The 17531-nt window shown below is 29.4% G+C and carries 16 protein-coding genes and 1 pseudogene; 14 read left to right on the top strand and 3 right to left on the bottom strand.

The annotated features are described in order from the left end of the window. The gene (locus CLTEP_RS02820; protein WP_066822313.1) at nt 1-1134 is read right to left on the bottom strand and encodes an SLC13 family permease; all 1134 of its coding nucleotides are present in this window, start codon (nt 1132-1134) and stop codon (nt 1-3) included. Nucleotides 1135-1400: 266 nt separating this feature from the next. On the opposite strand from CLTEP_RS02820, the gene CLTEP_RS15060 reads away from it, so the two are divergent. The 14 genes and pseudogenes from CLTEP_RS15060 (at nt 1401) to whiA (ending at nt 16204) form a co-directional block, all read left to right on the top strand. Further along, nucleotides 1401-1556: a hypothetical protein gene (locus CLTEP_RS15060; protein ID WP_169798783.1), complete on the top strand. Its 156-nt coding sequence runs from the start codon at nt 1401-1403 to the stop codon at nt 1554-1556. 609 nt (nt 1557-2165) lie between these two features. Next, complete coding sequence (locus CLTEP_RS02815) at nt 2166-2417, top strand: TM1266 family iron-only hydrogenase system putative regulator (protein WP_066822312.1); 252 nt, start codon at nt 2166-2168, stop codon at nt 2415-2417. 35 nt (nt 2418-2452) lie between these two features. Beyond that, complete coding sequence (hydE, locus tag CLTEP_RS02810) at nt 2453-3499, top strand: [FeFe] hydrogenase H-cluster radical SAM maturase HydE (RefSeq protein ID WP_066822311.1); 1047 nt, start codon at nt 2453-2455, stop codon at nt 3497-3499. Between the two features lie 33 nt (nt 3500-3532). Beyond that, nucleotides 3533-4909, top strand: a complete 1377-nt coding sequence (gene hydG / locus CLTEP_RS02805; protein WP_066822309.1) for a [FeFe] hydrogenase H-cluster radical SAM maturase HydG — start codon at nt 3533-3535, stop codon at nt 4907-4909. Nucleotides 4910-4930: 21 nt separating this feature from the next. Further along, nucleotides 4931-6136: a [FeFe] hydrogenase H-cluster maturation GTPase HydF gene (gene hydF / locus CLTEP_RS02800; RefSeq protein WP_066822305.1), complete on the top strand. Its 1206-nt coding sequence runs from the start codon at nt 4931-4933 to the stop codon at nt 6134-6136. 353 nt (nt 6137-6489) lie between these two features. Then, nucleotides 6490-6984, top strand: a complete 495-nt coding sequence (locus tag CLTEP_RS02795; RefSeq protein ID WP_066822303.1) for a hypothetical protein — start codon at nt 6490-6492, stop codon at nt 6982-6984. A 288-nt stretch (nt 6985-7272) separates the two neighbouring features. Continuing rightward, complete coding sequence (locus CLTEP_RS02790; RefSeq protein ID WP_066822302.1) at nt 7273-7878, top strand: metal-dependent hydrolase; 606 nt, start codon at nt 7273-7275, stop codon at nt 7876-7878. A gap of 23 nt (nt 7879-7901) precedes the next feature. Then, entirely contained in the window at nt 7902-9767 is a 1866-nt protein-coding gene (gene uvrC / locus CLTEP_RS02785) for an excinuclease ABC subunit UvrC (RefSeq protein ID WP_066822301.1), read from the top strand. Between the two features lie 375 nt (nt 9768-10142). Then, a complete protein-coding gene (locus CLTEP_RS02780; protein WP_066822300.1) occupies nt 10143-10877 on the top strand; it encodes a phosphatase in 735 nt (244 codons plus the stop codon). Between the two features lie 56 nt (nt 10878-10933). Then, the gene (murB, locus tag CLTEP_RS02775) at nt 10934-11848 is read left to right on the top strand and encodes a UDP-N-acetylmuramate dehydrogenase (protein WP_066822298.1); all 915 of its coding nucleotides are present in this window, start codon (nt 10934-10936) and stop codon (nt 11846-11848) included. A 22-nt stretch (nt 11849-11870) separates the two neighbouring features. Next, complete coding sequence (gene hisC, locus CLTEP_RS02770; RefSeq protein WP_066822292.1) at nt 11871-12956, top strand: histidinol-phosphate transaminase; 1086 nt, start codon at nt 11871-11873, stop codon at nt 12954-12956. Nucleotides 12957-13270: 314 nt separating this feature from the next. Beyond that, on the top strand, nt 13271-14155 hold the full coding sequence (gene rapZ, locus CLTEP_RS02765; RefSeq protein WP_066822291.1) for an RNase adapter RapZ: 885 nt from the start codon (nt 13271-13273) through the stop codon (nt 14153-14155). 23 nt (nt 14156-14178) lie between these two features. After that, nucleotides 14179-15147 (top strand): annotated as a pseudogene (locus CLTEP_RS02760) (gluconeogenesis factor YvcK family protein); the annotation flags it as partial. Nucleotides 15148-15256: 109 nt separating this feature from the next. Then, a complete protein-coding gene (gene whiA / locus CLTEP_RS02755) occupies nt 15257-16204 on the top strand; it encodes a DNA-binding protein WhiA (protein ID WP_066822287.1) in 948 nt (315 codons plus the stop codon). Between the two features lie 114 nt (nt 16205-16318). Here the strand turns inward: whiA and CLTEP_RS02750 are convergent, their stop codons facing one another. Together CLTEP_RS02750 and CLTEP_RS02745 are read right to left on the bottom strand one after the other, a co-directional pair. Next, complete coding sequence (locus CLTEP_RS02750) at nt 16319-16837, bottom strand: chromate transporter (protein WP_066822285.1); 519 nt, start codon at nt 16835-16837, stop codon at nt 16319-16321. After that, a complete protein-coding gene (locus CLTEP_RS02745) occupies nt 16834-17379 on the bottom strand; it encodes a chromate transporter (RefSeq protein WP_066822283.1) in 546 nt (181 codons plus the stop codon). Before CLTEP_RS02745 ends, CLTEP_RS02750 begins: the two co-directional genes overlap by 4 nt. Nucleotides 17380-17531 lie beyond the last annotated feature (152 nt).

Below are 17531 nucleotides of genomic sequence, written 5' to 3'. Positions count from 1 at the left end.
TCAGGGGATTACCCCTGGGGTGCAAATTATGGTAAATAATACAAGACTTGCAATATTGTAAATATGAAATAATAATAAGTACTTTTTTGAAGAAACATCATTGGCACTATTAATATATAACTTATAAGAGATTAAACTTGCTAATGAAGCTATAATAGTTCCCATACCTCCTATATTCACACCTAGTAATAGTTCATTCCATTTTTGGGTAAATCCAGCTAATAAAATAGAACATGGTACATTACTAATAATTTGACTTAACAAAATTGAAGAAAAGTATGTACTACCTTTATGATTTAAAATACTGCCCATAAAGGACTTAACAACATGCATGCTTGATACATTTCCTATGAATATAAAGAAACATATAAATGTTAAAAGTAAAAAGTAATCTGCTTTTTTGATTAAATCTTTATTAAAAATTAAAGTGATTGTTATTGTTATCATTGAAATCAATTTATAATTAATTATATTAAATACCGATAAAATAATTAATATGAAAAGCAATGAGAATACTATGGCTTGTATTTTGTTTTTAATATATAAATTTTCTAGTAAAAATATTAAATTTTCATTTTTAACTTTTCTATTTAATACAATAAGCCAAAGTAAACCTAGCGTCACAAAAGGCAACATAACTTTAAAAAATTCAATGGGTTTAATGTTGAAATAGGAAAACAAAAATAAATTTTGAGGGTTACCCATTGGAGTTAAACTACTTCCTATATTTGCAGCTATTGTTTGGAAAATTATAGTATATACAGGGTTGAATTGTGCTTTTTCACAAGTTATCAATGTCAAAGGTACAAATGTAATGAGTGCTACATCATTAGTAATAAGCATTGCACTGAAAAATGTTAATAATATTAATATTAAAGAAATTCTCCTCGAATTATTAAATTTATTAAGTATCTTTATTGCAAGCATGTCCAGTATTTTTAAATCATTAAATGCGGCTACTACTATCATAAGATTGAATAATGAAAATAAAACTTTAAAATCAATATAGCTAATCTTAGGAGAATTTATAATAGAAGTTACTATGGCTAATAAGAACGATAATGAAAAAACTATTTCCTTTTTTATTTTTCTCAAAATACTATTTAAAAAAGTGTTGTTTAATTTATATTTCATAGGTTATCTTTACTACCTCCAGTGTGCTAAAAAGTGAACTCGTTTTGCTAAAGCAAAACATAGAGACTTCACGTGGAGACTCTACTCCACCTGAAGCAAAAGATTCAATCTCCCACTTATAGAAGTGGGAGTCTTGTAAAATCGATAAATGTTCATAACACCAGTACATTATACCAAAAAACACGCAACAAGTGGTGTTTTAAAAATAAAAAATTCCACATACTATAATTGGGTACTAACTGCTCAATAAGTATAGGAGGTACAGAATGAAAAAACATAATAAGAGAGAATATACCAAGGAAAACTATCTGCAAAATGGAACTAAATCTCATAATCAATATGCAAAGAATAGTTTTAATACCACTATTGAAAAGCCTGGTACAAATAAAAGTGGTGAAGAAGCTAAAAAGAATGGATGGTAGAGTCCAAAAATTAAAACATTATTAAATGGAGCTATTGGGGAATAAATAGCTTAGAAGATAAAAATACAGTTCATAATGTAATGGATTCAATGAACTGTATTTTTTTATTGAAAATATTGTAAGGAAAATAAGGGGACGGTTCATTAGTTTAATCGTAATTACCAAATTTTGCACCCCTGGGGTATGCTCTTGACTTTGTGGGTAATGGTTGTTAAAATAATATCGAGGTTCAAATGTCTTGAGAGTAGTCTTGAGGTATTTGTTCAGTGATATATTGATAATTATGTTAAAATTGAATATGTGTGTGCAGCGTGTGCCTAACAGAAAAGAGAAATCTAATCTGAAAGGGAAGTGAATAAAGTGGCTGTGAGTAGATGTGTTATGCCTATTTAAAGGTGTTTTGGAGTATTACTGTGCTTAATTCGACTTTTCTTTCGAGGAAAAGTCTTTTTTATTTGCATTGAATATTTGCTATATGTTTATTTAGATGTTTGTTTATATGTATATTTATATGCTTATTTATATGTTTATTTAGATTGAATTTTACTTATATCAAAACATATTTAAATATATTTTGAGAAAATATAATGCATTTCAAGGAGGAATGATATGAAAAAAATAGCTGTTATAAGTGCGATACTAGAGGAACCAGAGAAAGCTCAGAAAGAATTTAATGAAGTAGTAGCAAACTTTAAGGGATTGATAAAAGGGAGAATGGGAATACCTTTTGAGGATTTAGGTATATCGGTAATATCCATTACTATTATTGGAGATTTAAATGAAATAAACAGTCTGACAGGTAAACTTGGGAATATTAATCATGTATCAGTTAAAACGTCTATTTCTAAGAAAGACATATAAAGATATATAGAAAAATATATAGGTGGAACTAAAGAATGAGAAAATTAATTAATAAGCTATATAAAGAAAATTATATTGATGAAATTGAATTGTTAGAATTATTATACAATTTGAATGAAAATGATGCAACATATCTCATCGAAAAAGCACATGAAACTATGTTAAAAACTTATGGTAATAGAGTATTTATGAGAGGGTTAATTGAATTTACAAATTATTGTAAAAGAAATTGTGTTTACTGTGGTATAAGAGCCGCCAACAAAAAAGCAGACAGATACAGGTTGTCTATTGATGAGATTTTAGAGGTATGTAAAGAAGGAGATAGGCTTGGTTACAAAACTTTTGTGCTTCAAGGTGGAGAAGATGAATTTTATACTGATGATAAAATTGTTGAAATTATTACAGAAATAAAGAGAAAATTTCCTTATTCAGCTGTAACGCTTTCAATAGGTGAAAAGTCATATGATTCATATAAAAAGTTTTACGATGCAGGTGCTGATAGATACTTATTAAGGCATGAAACTGCTTCAAAGGAATTATATGAAAAACTTCATCCTAATGCTAGTTTTGAAAACAGAATTCAATGTTTGTGGAATTTAAAAGAAATTGGTTATCAAGTTGGAGCAGGATTTATGGTGGGGTTACCGGGGCAATCGAATGAAACATTTGTTAAGGATTTTATGTTTTTAAAAGAACTTGAACCTGAAATGGTTGGTATAGGACCGTTTATTCCACATAAAGATACTCCACTTGCTGATAAGGAAAGAGGCACTACTTATAATACAATTATAATGCTTGCTTTAACTAGATTATTTTTACCGTATGTGCTTTTGCCTGCGACTACTGCATTAGGAACTATAGATCCATTGGGACGGGAAAAGGGATTAAAAGCGGGAGCAAATGTTGTTATGCCAAATTTATCGCCTGTTTCGGTTAGAGAAAAATATTCTCTCTATGATGGCAAAATATGCACGGGTGATGAGTCGGCACAGTGCAGAAAATGTATTGAAAATAGAATCAATAAAGCTGGTTTTGTCCTTGATTTATCAAGAGGAGACAATTTAAATTGGAAAAGGAAATGATTTAATCTTAAAATAATTGGAGGGTATAATAATATGTTTATAAATCATGAGTATATTGAAAATTTATTAGAAGAAAGTAAAAATGCATCAAGAGAGGATATTCAAAGAGTATTAGAAAAAGCAAGAGAGCACAAGGGATTATCTCATAAGGATATTGCTGTACTTCTTCAAGCTGAAGAAGAGGAGCAGTTAAAAGAAATATTTAAGATTGCAGGAGATATTAAAAAATCTATATATGGAAATAGATTAGTTGTTTTTGCGCCTCTATATGTTAGTAATTACTGTGTAAATAATTGCGCATATTGTGGATATAAGAGATGCAATGAGTTCAACAGAAGAAAACTAACAAGAGAAGAAATACAGCAAGAAGTAAAGATTTTAGAAAAAATGGGTCATAAGAGATTGGCATTAGAGGCTGGGGAAGATCCTGTTAACTGCCCAATAGAATATATATTAGATGCAATAGATGCAATTTACAGTACTCAAAATGATAATGGTGCTATAAGAAGAATAAATGTTAATATTGCTGCAACTACAGTTGAAAATTATAGAAAATTAAAAGCTGCACAGATAGGAACTTATATTTTATTTCAAGAAACTTATCATAAGCCAACATATGAAAAAATGCACCCAAAATGTTTAAAAGGAAATTATGAGTATCATTTAACAGCATTTGATAGAGCTATGGAAGGTGGCATAGATGATGTTGGTGGAGGCGTTTTATTTGGATTGTATGATTATAAGTTTGAAGTTCTAGCACTAATGCTGCATAATGAGCATCTTGAAGAAAGATTTGGAGTTGGTTTTCATACAATTTCTGTTCCAAGACTTAAAAAAGCTGAAGGCATGGATTTGGATATGTTTCCTCATATGGTTACTGATGAAGAATTTAAAAAATTAGTTGCAATCATACGTTTGGCAGTTCCATTTACCGGAATGATTTTATCTACTAGAGAAAGCAAAGAAATTAGAAGAGAACTAATCAAATATGGAATATCTCAAATAAGTGCTGGCTCATGTACTGGTGTAGGTGGGTATAAAGAACATGAGCAAGGTAGAAGTATTGATCAATTCGATATAGCTGATCATAGAAGTCCATTAGAAATATTAAAGGAATTAATTGATGAAAAATATATTCCAAGTTATTGTACAGCTTGCTATAGAAAGGGTAGAACGGGAGACAGATTTATGAGTTTAGCAAAATCAGGTCAAATTCATAATGTTTGTACACCGAATGCATTAATGACACTTTGGGAATATATATTAGACTATGCAGATGATGAGTTACGCCAAAAGGGAGAAAAATTTGTTTTTGAAGAGGCAAATAAGATAGAGAGAGAAGATATTAGAAATTTGGTATTAAATAATTTTGAGAGAATGAGAAAAGGAGAAAGAGATTTATACTTGTAATTTTTAAGGAAGGTGATAAAGTTGAATAATACACCAAGTGCAAATAGAGTTCATATTGCTATATATGGTAAGACAAATGCAGGTAAATCATCTCTCTTAAATGCGATAATAGGTCAAGAAGTATCATTGGTTTCTCATGTTAAAGGTACAACAACCGATCCAGTTAATAAGCCTATGGAATTGATTCCTTTAGGACCAGTAGTTTTTATTGATACAGCAGGTCTTGGTGATACTGGTGAATTGGGAGAATTGAGAGTAAAAAGAAGTCTCAAGATACTTCAAAGAACGGATTTTGCTATGTATGTAATGGATATTAATGATATAGATATTGAAAAATATAATGAATCGATAAGGAATTTTAAGAAATATAATATTCCATACATGACGGTTATTAATAAAATAGATACAGTATCAGATGTGAGGATACAGGAGTTAAAGCAAAGATTTAAAGATGCTCTGTTTGTATCAGCAGCCAAAGAAGAAAATATACTAAAACTTAAAGATGAATTAATAAAGAGGATAAAACAAGAAGAAGAGGAAGAAACTATAATAGGCGATTTGCTTCCGTACAACAGTAAAATAATTATGGTTGTACCAATAGATTCAGAAGCACCTAAAGGAAGAATAATACTTCCACAGGTACAACTTATAAGAGATAGTTTGGATCATGGTATAAAGAGTTATGTTGTGAGAGATACAGAACTTGCGTCAGCTTTAGAAGATATAAAAGATGTTGATTTAGTTGTTACAGATTCACAAGCATTTAAAAGAGTAAGCGAAATTGTTCCTAAAAACATCAAATTAACAGGTTTTTCAACACTTTTTGCAAGGTATAAGGGTGATTTAAAAACTTTAGTTGAAGGTGTCGAGAAAATAAAAGAGCTAAATGAAAATTCAAAAATATTGATATCTGAAAGCTGTACACATAATTGTTCTTATGAAGATATTGGAAGAGTAAAAATACCAAGACTTCTCAATAAGCATACAGGACTTAATTTGAATTATACCTTTAAGGGAGGGCATGATTTTCCTGATGATTTAGAGGAATATGATTTAGTAATTCATTGTGGATCATGTATGTTAAACAAAAAAACAATGCAGACAAGGATAGATATGTGTACAGAGAAAGGTGTTAAAATAACAAACTATGGAGTTATACTGGCATATTTAAATGGAATTCTTGACAGAAGTTTGGAGATATTTAATATAAAATTAAATAAAAATTGAGTTAGTCATATGAAAATAATAAAATTCAGTATAGATTTAATGAATATGTTTTTATTTTAATTATTTTGTGGTATATTGTTTGTATAGCTAATTTATGGCAAAATTACATTTTTTATATCAATAACTGCTTATATTATATCATTTTTAAGAAAATTTTATTATATTTAAATGCTTGAAATTGTTGCATTTTTAATGGTTTAATTCTAGTTTTTATGGGATAAGTTCGAGATGTATACTTATTTTTTGAAATATGTAACAAGTATTTGTAAATAATCATTAATATGAGTAGTTTTGAACTAGAAAGATAAGCAATATTAATAATAGTGTCTATAAAGTAAAAAAGAGGTGTCTTTTTGAAAAAAAAAATATTAACATTATTTACATGTTTTTTGACTTTTATAGTTGGTATACATTATTTTACTTTAAAACAATCAGTTAAACCAAATGTAAATAAGAAAATTAAAAATATTGTATCAACATACTATGATAATATCTCAAAAGAAAAATATGATAGTGCTTTGCAACTATTTAATTATAGCTCATCTGATTATATAAATGATTTAAAACAAATAAAAAAGCTAAAAAAGCAATATGAATATAAAATAAATTATCCTCCAGATAATATGGGGTGGATACAAAATATAACTTATGATGCTAAAAAGAGAATTTATATTGTCGAAGCAAATGCAAATATAAAATATATAAATAAAGAATGGACTGCATCTGAACTTGTTTTTGTGAAAAAATTAAAAGGTAAATTTAAAATTATTAAAATATTAACAGATGATAGATATTGTAGTTTTAGAGGTTCAAAAGTTTTGTATATTGGTAAAGGGAATGGTTATTAACCATTCCCTTTACCAATATATTTCTAGATAATAATCATCGAGATATGAAAGAACCGGATAATTTATAGATACAATGCCAGCACCTAAACTAAATGACACATCTTCTAGCATATCCTTAAACTTATTACCAAAATGCATCAGAGCTTTAATAAATAACATAGAAGGTAAAAGCTTTAATCTATATTTGTTGTGTAAAATAATGACGAAATATGTTAAAATGTACTTGAACATATGTCCGTATAAAAAACGACAAAATAATTAACTGCATAATAACAAAGGAGAAAAAATATGGAAGGAAAAACTCATGCTATAGTAGGAGCTGCATCATATGTGGCTTTAGCTAATAAATTACCAGGTAAGTTTAGTTTTTTAGGTATGTTTATAGTTGTTTTTGCAGCATTACTGCCAGACATAGATCATCCTAAAAGTTTGTTCAATAAATATATTTTACCAATAAAGAACAAGACTACTAAGATGATATTGTATTTTTCATTAGGAGTGCTGGTTCTATGGTTTGATTATTTGTATACCAATGAAAAAGCCTTAAAAGCACTTGGAATAAGTTTTATATTTATAGGTATATCTTCACATAGAAATGGGTTAACACATAGCTTGATAGGACTTTGGGTATTTGGATTTGTATCGGAATATTTTGGTAAGACTTTTGGTATGCCTCAGATAAAGTATTATGTTATTCTAGGGTATAGTACTCATCTTATTTGCGACAGTATGACAAAGATGGGTTTGCCACTTTTTTATCCGTTTTTACGAAAAAAGATAAAATTACCTTTAGCTTTCAAAGTTGGATCAAAGACAGGTAAGTTTATTGAAGGTATTATAAGTACTTTAGCACTTGTTTATATGGTTTACATGCTACCTAGTATGCATGTATAGTGAAATAAGAGGGCGGTGTTATTTTGTTTGATTTTGAATATCAATTAAAGATTTTGCCTGAAAAATCAGGGGTTTACATAATGAAAAATGATTTGGGTGAAGTTATTTATGTAGGAAAAGCTAAAATACTAAAAAACAGGGTGCGCCAATATTTTCAAAATTCGAAGAATCATACAGAAAAAGTCAAAGCAATGATTAAAAATATTGCTGAATTTGAGTATATTGTGACTGATTCTGAAATGGAAGCTCTTATTTTAGAGTGTAATTTAATAAAGAAATATAGTCCTAAATATAATATCGTGTTGAAAGATGACAAATATTATCCTTTTATAAAGATTACGGTCAATGAAGAATTCCCAAGGGTGTTTGTGACAAGGAATTATGCAAATGATGGTTCAAAATACTTTGGACCGTATACTGATGCTAAAGCTGTATATTATGTAATGGATTTGATAGGAAAGATTTTTACTATAAGAACTTGTAAGAAAGCTATTAAAGAATATGGTAGAAAAGATAGACCTTGCTTAAATTATCATATAGGTAAGTGCAGTGCGCCTTGTGCAGGAAAGATAGATAAGAAAAATTATAATGATATTATTGATAATATTATTGAACTTTTAAAAGGTAAAAATAAAAATATATTGGAAGAATTAAAAATGAATATGGAAAAAGCAGCTCAAAACCTTGAATTTGAAAAGGCAGCTGTTTTTAGAGATAAGATTGAGGCAGTTAATAAAATTGCAGAAAAACAGAAAATTGTTTCTAATAGATTTAATAATGAGGACTTTATAAATTTATATAAAGATGAAAATGATACATGTGTACAGATATTCTTTTCAAGGAATGGTAAGATTATTGGAAGAGAGAGTTTTATGTTTGATAATACCGCTGATATCATGGATGAAATTTTAATTAGCGATTTTCTAAAAAGTTTTTATGGAGGTACAGCTTTTATTCCTAAAAATATATATGTACCTGCAATAAATGATATAGAAATTATTGAAAATTGGCTTTCACTAAAGAGTGATTCTAAAGTACATATCAAGATTCCTAAAATGGGTGAAAAGTTTAAAATATTGCAAATGGTTAAAAGTAATGCGAAAATAACATTAGAACAATTCAAATTGAAGATTAAACAAGATAAAGAAGCAAATAAAATTGCATTAAATGAATTAAAAGAACTACTTCAGCTCGATGAAATTCCACACAGAATAGAGGCTTATGATATTTCAAATTTAATGGGAATGGATTCTGTAGGTAGTATGGTTGTATTTGAGAATGGGAAACCTAAAAATAGTGATTATAGGAGATTTAAAATAAAGACTGTAGAGGGTGCAAATGATTATGATAGTATGAAGGAAATTATAGAAAGAAGATTTGTTCATGGATTTGAAGAAATCAATAAAATTAAAGACAATAATATAGAATTGGCTTTGGGTAAGTTTTGTGTTTTCCCAGATTTGATACTTATGGATGGAGGGAAAGGTCAAGTAAATGCTGCACTTGATATTCTAAATAAATTAAATGTTCAAATTCCTGTTTGTGGAATGGTCAAAGATGATAAACACAGAACAAGAGGATTAATATATAATAATATTGAATTACCTATTAAGAAAAATTCTAAATCAATGCATTTGATTACTAGAATACAAGATGAAGTTCATAGATTTGCAATAACATATCACAGAACTTTGAGAAATAAAAAGACATTACTTTCTGTATTAGAAACAATACCTAGTATTGGACCTAAAAGAAGAATAGAGCTTCTTAAAAAGTTTGGTAGTATAGAAAATATAAAAAATGCTTCAAGAGAGGAATTGTTGGAAACACCAAGAATGACTGTTAAAGCGGTTGAAGCTGTTATGGAATACTTTAGAGGAAAACAGTAAAAGGTACCGTACTAGGATTGTAAATAAGGTACTAGGAGTATAGACAAGGTACTAGGATTGTAAACAGGGTACTAGGATATAAAATACGGTACTAGGAGTATAGACAGGGTACAAGGATTGTAAACAAGGTATCAGGCACTAGGTACTAGGAGTATAAACAAGGTACTAGGTACTAGGAAAATTATTGGAAAAGAAAAACAAGTTACTAGGTGTTAGGAATTAGTGAAAGGAATAATTTTGCTAGGTATGTTGATTCTCTGTTTTCTGATACCTAGTTTCGGATACCTTAATATAAAGATGAGGTTAAATGACTTAATAAATATAGGTGTTTATGATTTGTTTTCGGATATCTTAATATAAAGACGAGGTGATTGTATGAAATTTATAGCAGATTTGCATACGCACACATTGGTTAGTGGGCATGCTTATAGTACAATGATGGAAAATATAAGAGAGGCATCTAAAAAAGGTATAGAGATTTTAGGAGTAACTGATCATGGACCATCAATGCCTGGTGGACCTCATATTTTCTATTTTGGAAACATGAAAGTTTTACCTAGAGAAATTGAAGGTGTTATGGTATTAAAAGGATGTGAAGCAAATATTATTGATTATGACGGGAATTTAGATATTCCAAAATCAATTCAAGATCAGCTAGATATTATGATTGCTAGCCTCCATGATGTTTGTATAAAACCGGGAAGTGTAGAGGAAAATACAAGAGCTTACTTAAAGGCTATGGATAATCCAAATGTACATATTATCGGTCATCCTGGGAATCCATCCTTTCCTATTGATAAGGAAGCGGTTGTTAAGAAAGCAAAGGAAAAGGATATATTAATAGAAATAAATAATAGTTCATTTGTTTCATCAAGAATAGGAAGTGAAGCTAATTGCCTTACAATTGCTCAGCTTTGCAAGAAGTACGGCGTTAAAGTAATCGCAGGAAGCGATGCACATACTTGTTTCCATGTGGGAGAATTTGGAGAAGTCATTAAATTATTAAGCAATATAGAAATGCCAGAAGAATTAATAATAAGTAGGAGTAAAAATGAAATTATTGAATATTTAAAAAATAAAGGCAAATTAAAGGACGTAGTACTTGATTAATAAATAGCATATACATTATACTATATATGATACATAAATAATAAAAGGAGTTTGCTATGAATCAATATAATAAATTTATTATACAGCTTAAAGAATTGATAGGTTCAGAAAATATAGAAAATGATGTGCCAATGAAGAACCATACAACATTTAAAGTTGGTGGAAATTCTGATATTATGGTAACTCCTGAAACATATGAGCAGGTTAGAGATATAATAAAATTGTGCAAAAATAGTAGTATAAGTTACTTTGTTATGGGAAAGGGTTCTAATATTCTTGTTAAGGATGGGGGTATTAGAGGAGTAGTTATAAAGCTTACTAAATTAGATAAAATACAGATTGATAATGATATTGTTACCGCTCAAGCTGGAGCATCATTGATAAGCCTTTCATTAAAAACAGCTAAAAAGTCATTAACGGGATTGGAATTTGCCTCTGGAATACCGGGAAGTGTTGGTGGTGCAGTTGCTATGAATGCAGGTGCGTACGGGGGAGATATTTCAAAAATAATAGTTAGTGCAGTTGTTATAGATGATAATTTAAATATAGTAAAAATAAATAGAAATGAATTAGAGCTGTCTTACAGAGATAGTGTGGTATTGAAAAAGGGATATGTTGTTTTAGAAGCAGTATTTAAACTAGAGAAAGGCAATATTGATGAAATAAATTCTACTATTAGCGATTTGACTAGAAGAAGAAAGGAAAAGCAACCTTTAGAATATGCTTCTGCTGGAAGCACATTTAAAAGGCCAGAAGGATATTATGCAGGAAAGCTAATACAAGATAGTGGTTTGAAGGGGTACTCTATTGGTGATGCTGAAGTGTCTGAAAAACATTCAGGCTTCATAATAAATAAGGGAAATGCAAGTGCAGCTGATTTATTAAGCTTGATTTCCTATGTTCAAAAAAGCGTGTATAAAAAGTTTAATGTTAAACTAGAAACAGAAGTAAAAATTATAGGTGAGGATTAAAAAAATATTGGAGGGATATGTAATGGGGTATTCTGTAAGAGAAGAAATTTTAGGATTAAGGCCTTACAAGGCAGGAAAGCCTATAAGCGAGGTTAAAAGAGAGTTGGGATTAGATGAAGTTATTAAATTAGCTTCTAATGAAAATCCTCTTGGAACTTCTCCTAAAGCAAAGCAGGCTATTAAATCAATAATTGATGAAAGCCAAATGTATCCAGATGCTTCAAATTACGAATTAAAGAACAAGCTTGCAAAAAAATATGGTGTTAAGCATGAACAGATTTTTTGCGGTGAAGGATCAGATGCATTGATAAGATGTATTTGTGAGGTGTTTTTAAAGCCCGGAGAAGAATCAATAATGGCTGAAGTTACTTTTCCAAGATATGAATCAGCAACAAAGCTGATGGGTGGTAAGTGCATTAAGATTCCTATGAAAGATAATGGATTGGATATAGAAGCCATGGTATCAGCTATTACAGAAAGAACAAGAATTATATGGTTTTGTAATCCAAATAATCCGACGGGTACAATATTCAAAAAGGATGAATTTGAGGCTTTATTAAAAAAGATTCCAGAAGACGTAATTATAGTTATGGATGAGGCATATATAGAGTATGTTACAGATAAAGATTTTCCGGATTCTCTAAACTATATAAATGATTATCCCAATATGATAAGTTTAAGGACATTTTCAAAAGCTTATGGTTTGGCTTCTCTTAGAGTAGGATATGGTATAGCTAACGAAGAAATAGTTACATATTTGAACAGGGTTATAGGTCCTTTTGATGTTAATCTTTATGCTCAAGTTGCAGCAGTTGCAGCTTTAGATGATGAAGAATTTATAAAGAAAGTTTATGATACAAACAATGAAGGTAAAGAATACTTATATGAACAATTCAAGGAAATGAATTTACCTTATATTGATACAAATTCGAATTTCATAATGGTAAATACTAAGGCTAGCAGTGAAGTTATTTTCGATAAATTGTTAAGACAAGGTATGATTGTAAGACCAGGTCATTTGCTTGGAATGCCTGGATGGTTGAGAGTAACAATAGGTACTATGGAACAGAATAAAAAATTCATTGAATGTTTGAAAAATTCATTATAGAAAGAATTAATTTGTAGTAGTAAAATAAGCAATAGAAATCATAAGTGAGATTTAGAAGAGGTAAGTCTTAAAGGCAACCTCTTCTTTTATCGAAATGAAATGCAAAACTTCAATTCGTAATTTAGATTTTTATCATACATATTACAACGAAAAAATGCAGTATGCAGAGATTTTTATAGTGAATATTAATAAAAAATATATGATATTAAATATTTATATTGCATATTACGAATTGAAGATGCAAAAATAACCTGTGGTATAATTATACTAATGATGATATATTATAATGGTATCTAAAGAATGGGGGCGTTTTTATGAAATTTGTAATAGTTAGTGGATTATCTGGAGCAGGCAGAACTCAAGCTGTAAGATGTTTGGAAGATTTAGGCTATTTTTGTGTGGATAATTTGCCGCCAACATTAATACCAAAATTCGCAGAAGCATGTTCTAAAACTTTTGGAAAGATAAATAAAGTGGCTCTTGTTATAGATATTAGAGGTGGAGAATTCTTTGATGATGTATTTAATAGTTTGAATTATCTCAAAGAAGAAAATTATAAGTATGATATTCTGTTTTTAGAAGCAGATGATGATATTTTGATTAAAAGATACAAAGAGTCTAGAAGAAAGCATCCATTAGCACAAGAAGGTAGAATAATTGAGGGAATAAATATAGAAAGAGAAAAATTAAGTCAAATACGTGATAGAGCAGATAATATTATTAATACTTCTAAATTGTCTATTTGGGAATTAAGGGATAAAATTTCGGAAATATATGGTGAAATAGGACAAATCGAAACGGAAATTATGGTTACAGTGTTATCATTTGGATTTAAATATGGTATTCCTGTGGACTCTGATTTGGTTTTTGATGTTAGATTTTTACCAAATCCATATTATGTACCAGAACTTAAGAAATATTCAGGATTAGATAAGCCTGTTAGTGATTATGTGCTTGCTTTTGAGGAAACAAATATTTTTACTAAGAAATTGATTGACTTACTTGAATATTTAATACCGAGATACAAAAAAGAAGGAAAAAGGCAACTAATAATTTCTATTGGATGCACTGGTGGAAGACATAGATCTGTAACAATTGCTGATAGAGTTTATAAAATGCTAGATCATAAAGGTTTTTATGTAAATGTTCAGCATAGAGATATTGATGAGGATGCAAATAGGAGTGTAAAAAAATTATGATGTTTGGACAAAAAATAATCGATTATGAGAAATCGATTGATGACACTAAAATAGTTGTTATAGGTGGTGGAACGGGTTTATCAACAATATTAAGAGGACTTAAAGCATTTACAAGCAATATTACAGCTATTGTGACGGTAGCTGATGATGGTGGTGGATCTGGTGTTTTGCGACATGATTTAGGAATGATACCACCGGGTGATATTAGAAATTGTATACTTGCACTTGCAGATACTGAGCCCGTCATGGAAGAATTACTTCAATATAGATTCAAAGAAGGAATATTAAAAAATCAAAGCTTTGGAAATTTATTTTTGGCTGCAATGGATGGAATATCAGAAAACTTTATGGAAGCAGTTAGAAAAATGAGTTATGTTTTAGCTGTCAAAGGGAAAGTGCTTCCTGTAAGTTTGGATAAAATAACTCTCAAAGCAAAATTAAAAAATGGACAAATAGTTTCAGGAGAATCCAACATCCCTAAAGCTGTAATTGAAAGTAGAAGTGGCATTGACAGTGTGTTTATTGAACCTAAGAATGCAAAAGCTTTATATGAGGCTGTTATAGCTATAAGGGAGGCAGATATTGTAATTTTAGGTCCGGGGAGCTTGTATACTAGTATAATTCCTAATATTTTAGTAAATGAAATAAGTGATGAACTTTATAAAACAAAGGCTGTTAAGGTTTATATTTCAAATATTATGACGCAAAGAGGAGAAACAGACGGATATAATGTGAGTGAGCATATAAACGCAATTTTAAATCATGCAGGAAAAGATATTATTGATTATGTTATAGTAAATACGGGAACAATAGATAAAGAGTTAGAGAAAAGATATCTCGAGGAAGAAGCATCAATTGTAAATTTTTGCGAGAAAGAAATAAACAATCTAAATATAAAAATAATTAAAGGTGATTTTGTCAAAGTGAAGAATGAACATGTAAGGCATGATGCTGATAAAATATCATCAGTTATCATGAAAAATTTTATAGATATTTGATTAGGCATATTGAAAAAATAATTAGTCAGTATGATAGTATATTTGAACTGTTAATTTTTAAAAATGCCTAATTGAGAAATAAATGATATAGGAGAAATAAATTATGTCGTTTTCAGCTAAAGTTAAAAGGGAAGTTTGTAGGATTTCTAATATTTCAAAGGAAGAAGCTAGAGCGATATTATCTGGAATTATGAAGGTAAGTGGATCACTTTCGATTGGTTCGCAGAGAAGGATTAGTTTTAAAGTAACAACAGAAAATGCTGCTATAGCTAGACTAATATTTAAACTTCTTAAAGAGCATTTTGATATACATACTAGATTATTGGTTAGAAGAAGCAATTCTTTAAAAAAGAATAATGTATATATCGTTATGATTACTGAAGAAATGGGTGTAAGAGATTTTTTGAGAGAAATTTCTATATTAGGTGATAATGAGTATTTTACTTTGCATTATGGTATACCTGAATATATTATATCAAATGATTTGTATAAAAAAGCTTATATTAGAGGAGCTTTTTTGGGTGGTGGAAGCATAAGCAATCCAGAGAAGGCTTATCATCTTGAGTTTGTTACTCATAATAAGGAATATGCTGATGAGTTAAGTGAACTTGTAAATTCATTCAACCTTAATTCAAAGGTTATTAAGAGAAAAAATAGTTATATAGTATACCTTAAAGAAGGACAACAAATAGTTGATGTATTGAATATAATAGGAGCTCATAATAGTCTCCTTCATATAGAAAATGTAAGAATAATGAAGGAAATGAGAAATAAAGTCAATAGATTAGTAAATTGTGAAACTGCTAATTTGAATAAAACTGTAAATGCCGCTGTTAGGCAGATTAGAAGTATCAAGTTAATAGAAAAAGAAATAGGACTTAAGAGACTTCCTCAAAATTTAAGAGAAATAGCAGAATTAAGATTAAAATATCCAGAAATATCACTAAAGGAATTAGGACAGATGCTTGAACCACCTGTAGGTAAATCAGGAATAAATCATAGATTTCGTAAAATAGAAAAGATAGCAAATGAACTAAGAAGAGAGAATTAAAAGCTTGATGTTATGCCAAGCTTTTAATTCTTTTTATGTGGATTATGTGAATTGTTTGGAATTTTTCTGTGGACAATATTGTTATTGTCGATTTTACTAGTACTAATATAGCAACTAATATAGCAAAAATCCAGCAATTCCAGCCAAAACTGTCATGAGAATAGGATCAAGCTTAAATTTATATGAAGAAATAAAAGCTACTACAAAAATTACTACGCTTTTATAATCAATAAATGCATTTTTGGCAACTAGAACAGCAGCCGCTGCTATTAAACCTATAGTAGCAGGTCTCAAGCCAGTAAAGGCATCTTCAACTAACTTGTTATCTTTAAATTTAAAAAAGAATTTGCAAAATATTAGCATTATAATTATTGAAGGAAGTGAAACGCCTAAAGTAGCAGCTAGTGAACCAGGAATACCCAATGTTTTAAAACCAACGTATGTGGCAGAATTTATTGCAATTGGTCCTGGAGTAACTTGTGATATTGCTACTATGTCTATAAATTCTTTTGGTGAAACCCAGTTATGTATTGATACCACTTCACGTTGAATAAGAGGGAGCATGGCATATCCTCCGCCAAAGCTAAACAATCCTATTTTAAAAAACACAATAAATATCTCAAAAAAAATCATTTAATTTTCCCCCTCTTAAATTTTCCATATAATATTCCGCAAACAGCGGCAACTACTATTATAATAATAGGAGTAATTTCAGCGAAAGCTACTAATAAAGCTGCAACTATTGGAATCATAACGGTTTTTCTATTTATTTTAGTATTCTTAGAAAGCCTCAAAACAGGAGCAGCAATAAGTGCAACAACAGCAGGTCTTATACCCTTAAATGCTTTTTCGACAGCAGGGTTGTCTTTGATTTCCACAAAAAAATTGGCGATTAATAAAATTATGAAAAAAGATGGTAATATTGCACCTAAAATGGTAAATATGCAGCCAATATATCCACCCACTTTATATCCGACAAATACCGCAGTGTTAACAGCTATTGGTCCAGGTGATGATTGAGCTAAAGCAAGCATATCCAAAAAATCTTGTTTTTCAATCCAATTTTTTTTATCTACTACTTCATTTTCAATCAGAGGTACCATAGCATATCCGCCACCTAGTGTGAATGCACCTATCTTAAAAAATGTAATAAATAGTTGAAAAAATTTTTCCATATATACCTCCAAATCGTTTGTTTATTCACTGTATATTCTAACATTATTAGTATGCAAATATCAATTGAACATTTTATTGCTTTGAATTCGTAATATGCGATATTTATATTTAATATACATATATTTTGTTGTAATATTCACTATAAAATTCT

It is taken from the genome of Clostridium tepidiprofundi DSM 19306 (assembly GCF_001594005.1).
GTDB classification, from domain to species: domain Bacteria; phylum Bacillota; class Clostridia; order Clostridiales; family Clostridiaceae; genus Clostridium_AC; species Clostridium_AC tepidiprofundi.
The sequence above is the reverse complement of the archived record's forward strand: the minus strand, read 5'-3'. Positions and strand labels throughout refer to the sequence as shown.

What these genes read in the sequence shown, in the direction of transcription:
- CLTEP_RS02820 (WP_066822313.1), bottom strand. Translation starts at nt 1,134, where the DNA reads ATGAAATATAAATTAAACAACACTTTTTTAAATAGTATTTTGAGAAAA.
- CLTEP_RS15060 (WP_169798783.1), top strand. Translation starts at nt 1,401, where the DNA reads ATGAAAAAACATAATAAGAGAGAATATACCAAGGAAAACTATCTGCAA.
- CLTEP_RS02815 (WP_066822312.1), top strand. Translation starts at nt 2,166, where the DNA reads ATGAAAAAAATAGCTGTTATAAGTGCGATACTAGAGGAACCAGAGAAA.
- hydE (WP_066822311.1), top strand. Translation starts at nt 2,453, where the DNA reads ATGAGAAAATTAATTAATAAGCTATATAAAGAAAATTATATTGATGAA.
- hydG (WP_066822309.1), top strand. Translation starts at nt 3,533, where the DNA reads ATGTTTATAAATCATGAGTATATTGAAAATTTATTAGAAGAAAGTAAA.
- CLTEP_RS02790 (WP_066822302.1), top strand. Translation starts at nt 7,273, where the DNA reads ATGGAAGGAAAAACTCATGCTATAGTAGGAGCTGCATCATATGTGGCT.
- CLTEP_RS02780 (WP_066822300.1), top strand. Translation starts at nt 10,143, where the DNA reads ATGAAATTTATAGCAGATTTGCATACGCACACATTGGTTAGTGGGCAT.
- murB (WP_066822298.1), top strand. Translation starts at nt 10,934, where the DNA reads ATGAATCAATATAATAAATTTATTATACAGCTTAAAGAATTGATAGGT.
- hisC (WP_066822292.1), top strand. Translation starts at nt 11,871, where the DNA reads ATGGGGTATTCTGTAAGAGAAGAAATTTTAGGATTAAGGCCTTACAAG.
- rapZ (WP_066822291.1), top strand. Translation starts at nt 13,271, where the DNA reads ATGAAATTTGTAATAGTTAGTGGATTATCTGGAGCAGGCAGAACTCAA.
- whiA (WP_066822287.1), top strand. Translation starts at nt 15,257, where the DNA reads ATGTCGTTTTCAGCTAAAGTTAAAAGGGAAGTTTGTAGGATTTCTAAT.
- CLTEP_RS02750 (WP_066822285.1), bottom strand. Translation starts at nt 16,837, where the DNA reads ATGATTTTTTTTGAGATATTTATTGTGTTTTTTAAAATAGGATTGTTT.
- CLTEP_RS02745 (WP_066822283.1), bottom strand. Translation starts at nt 17,379, where the DNA reads ATGGAAAAATTTTTTCAACTATTTATTACATTTTTTAAGATAGGTGCA.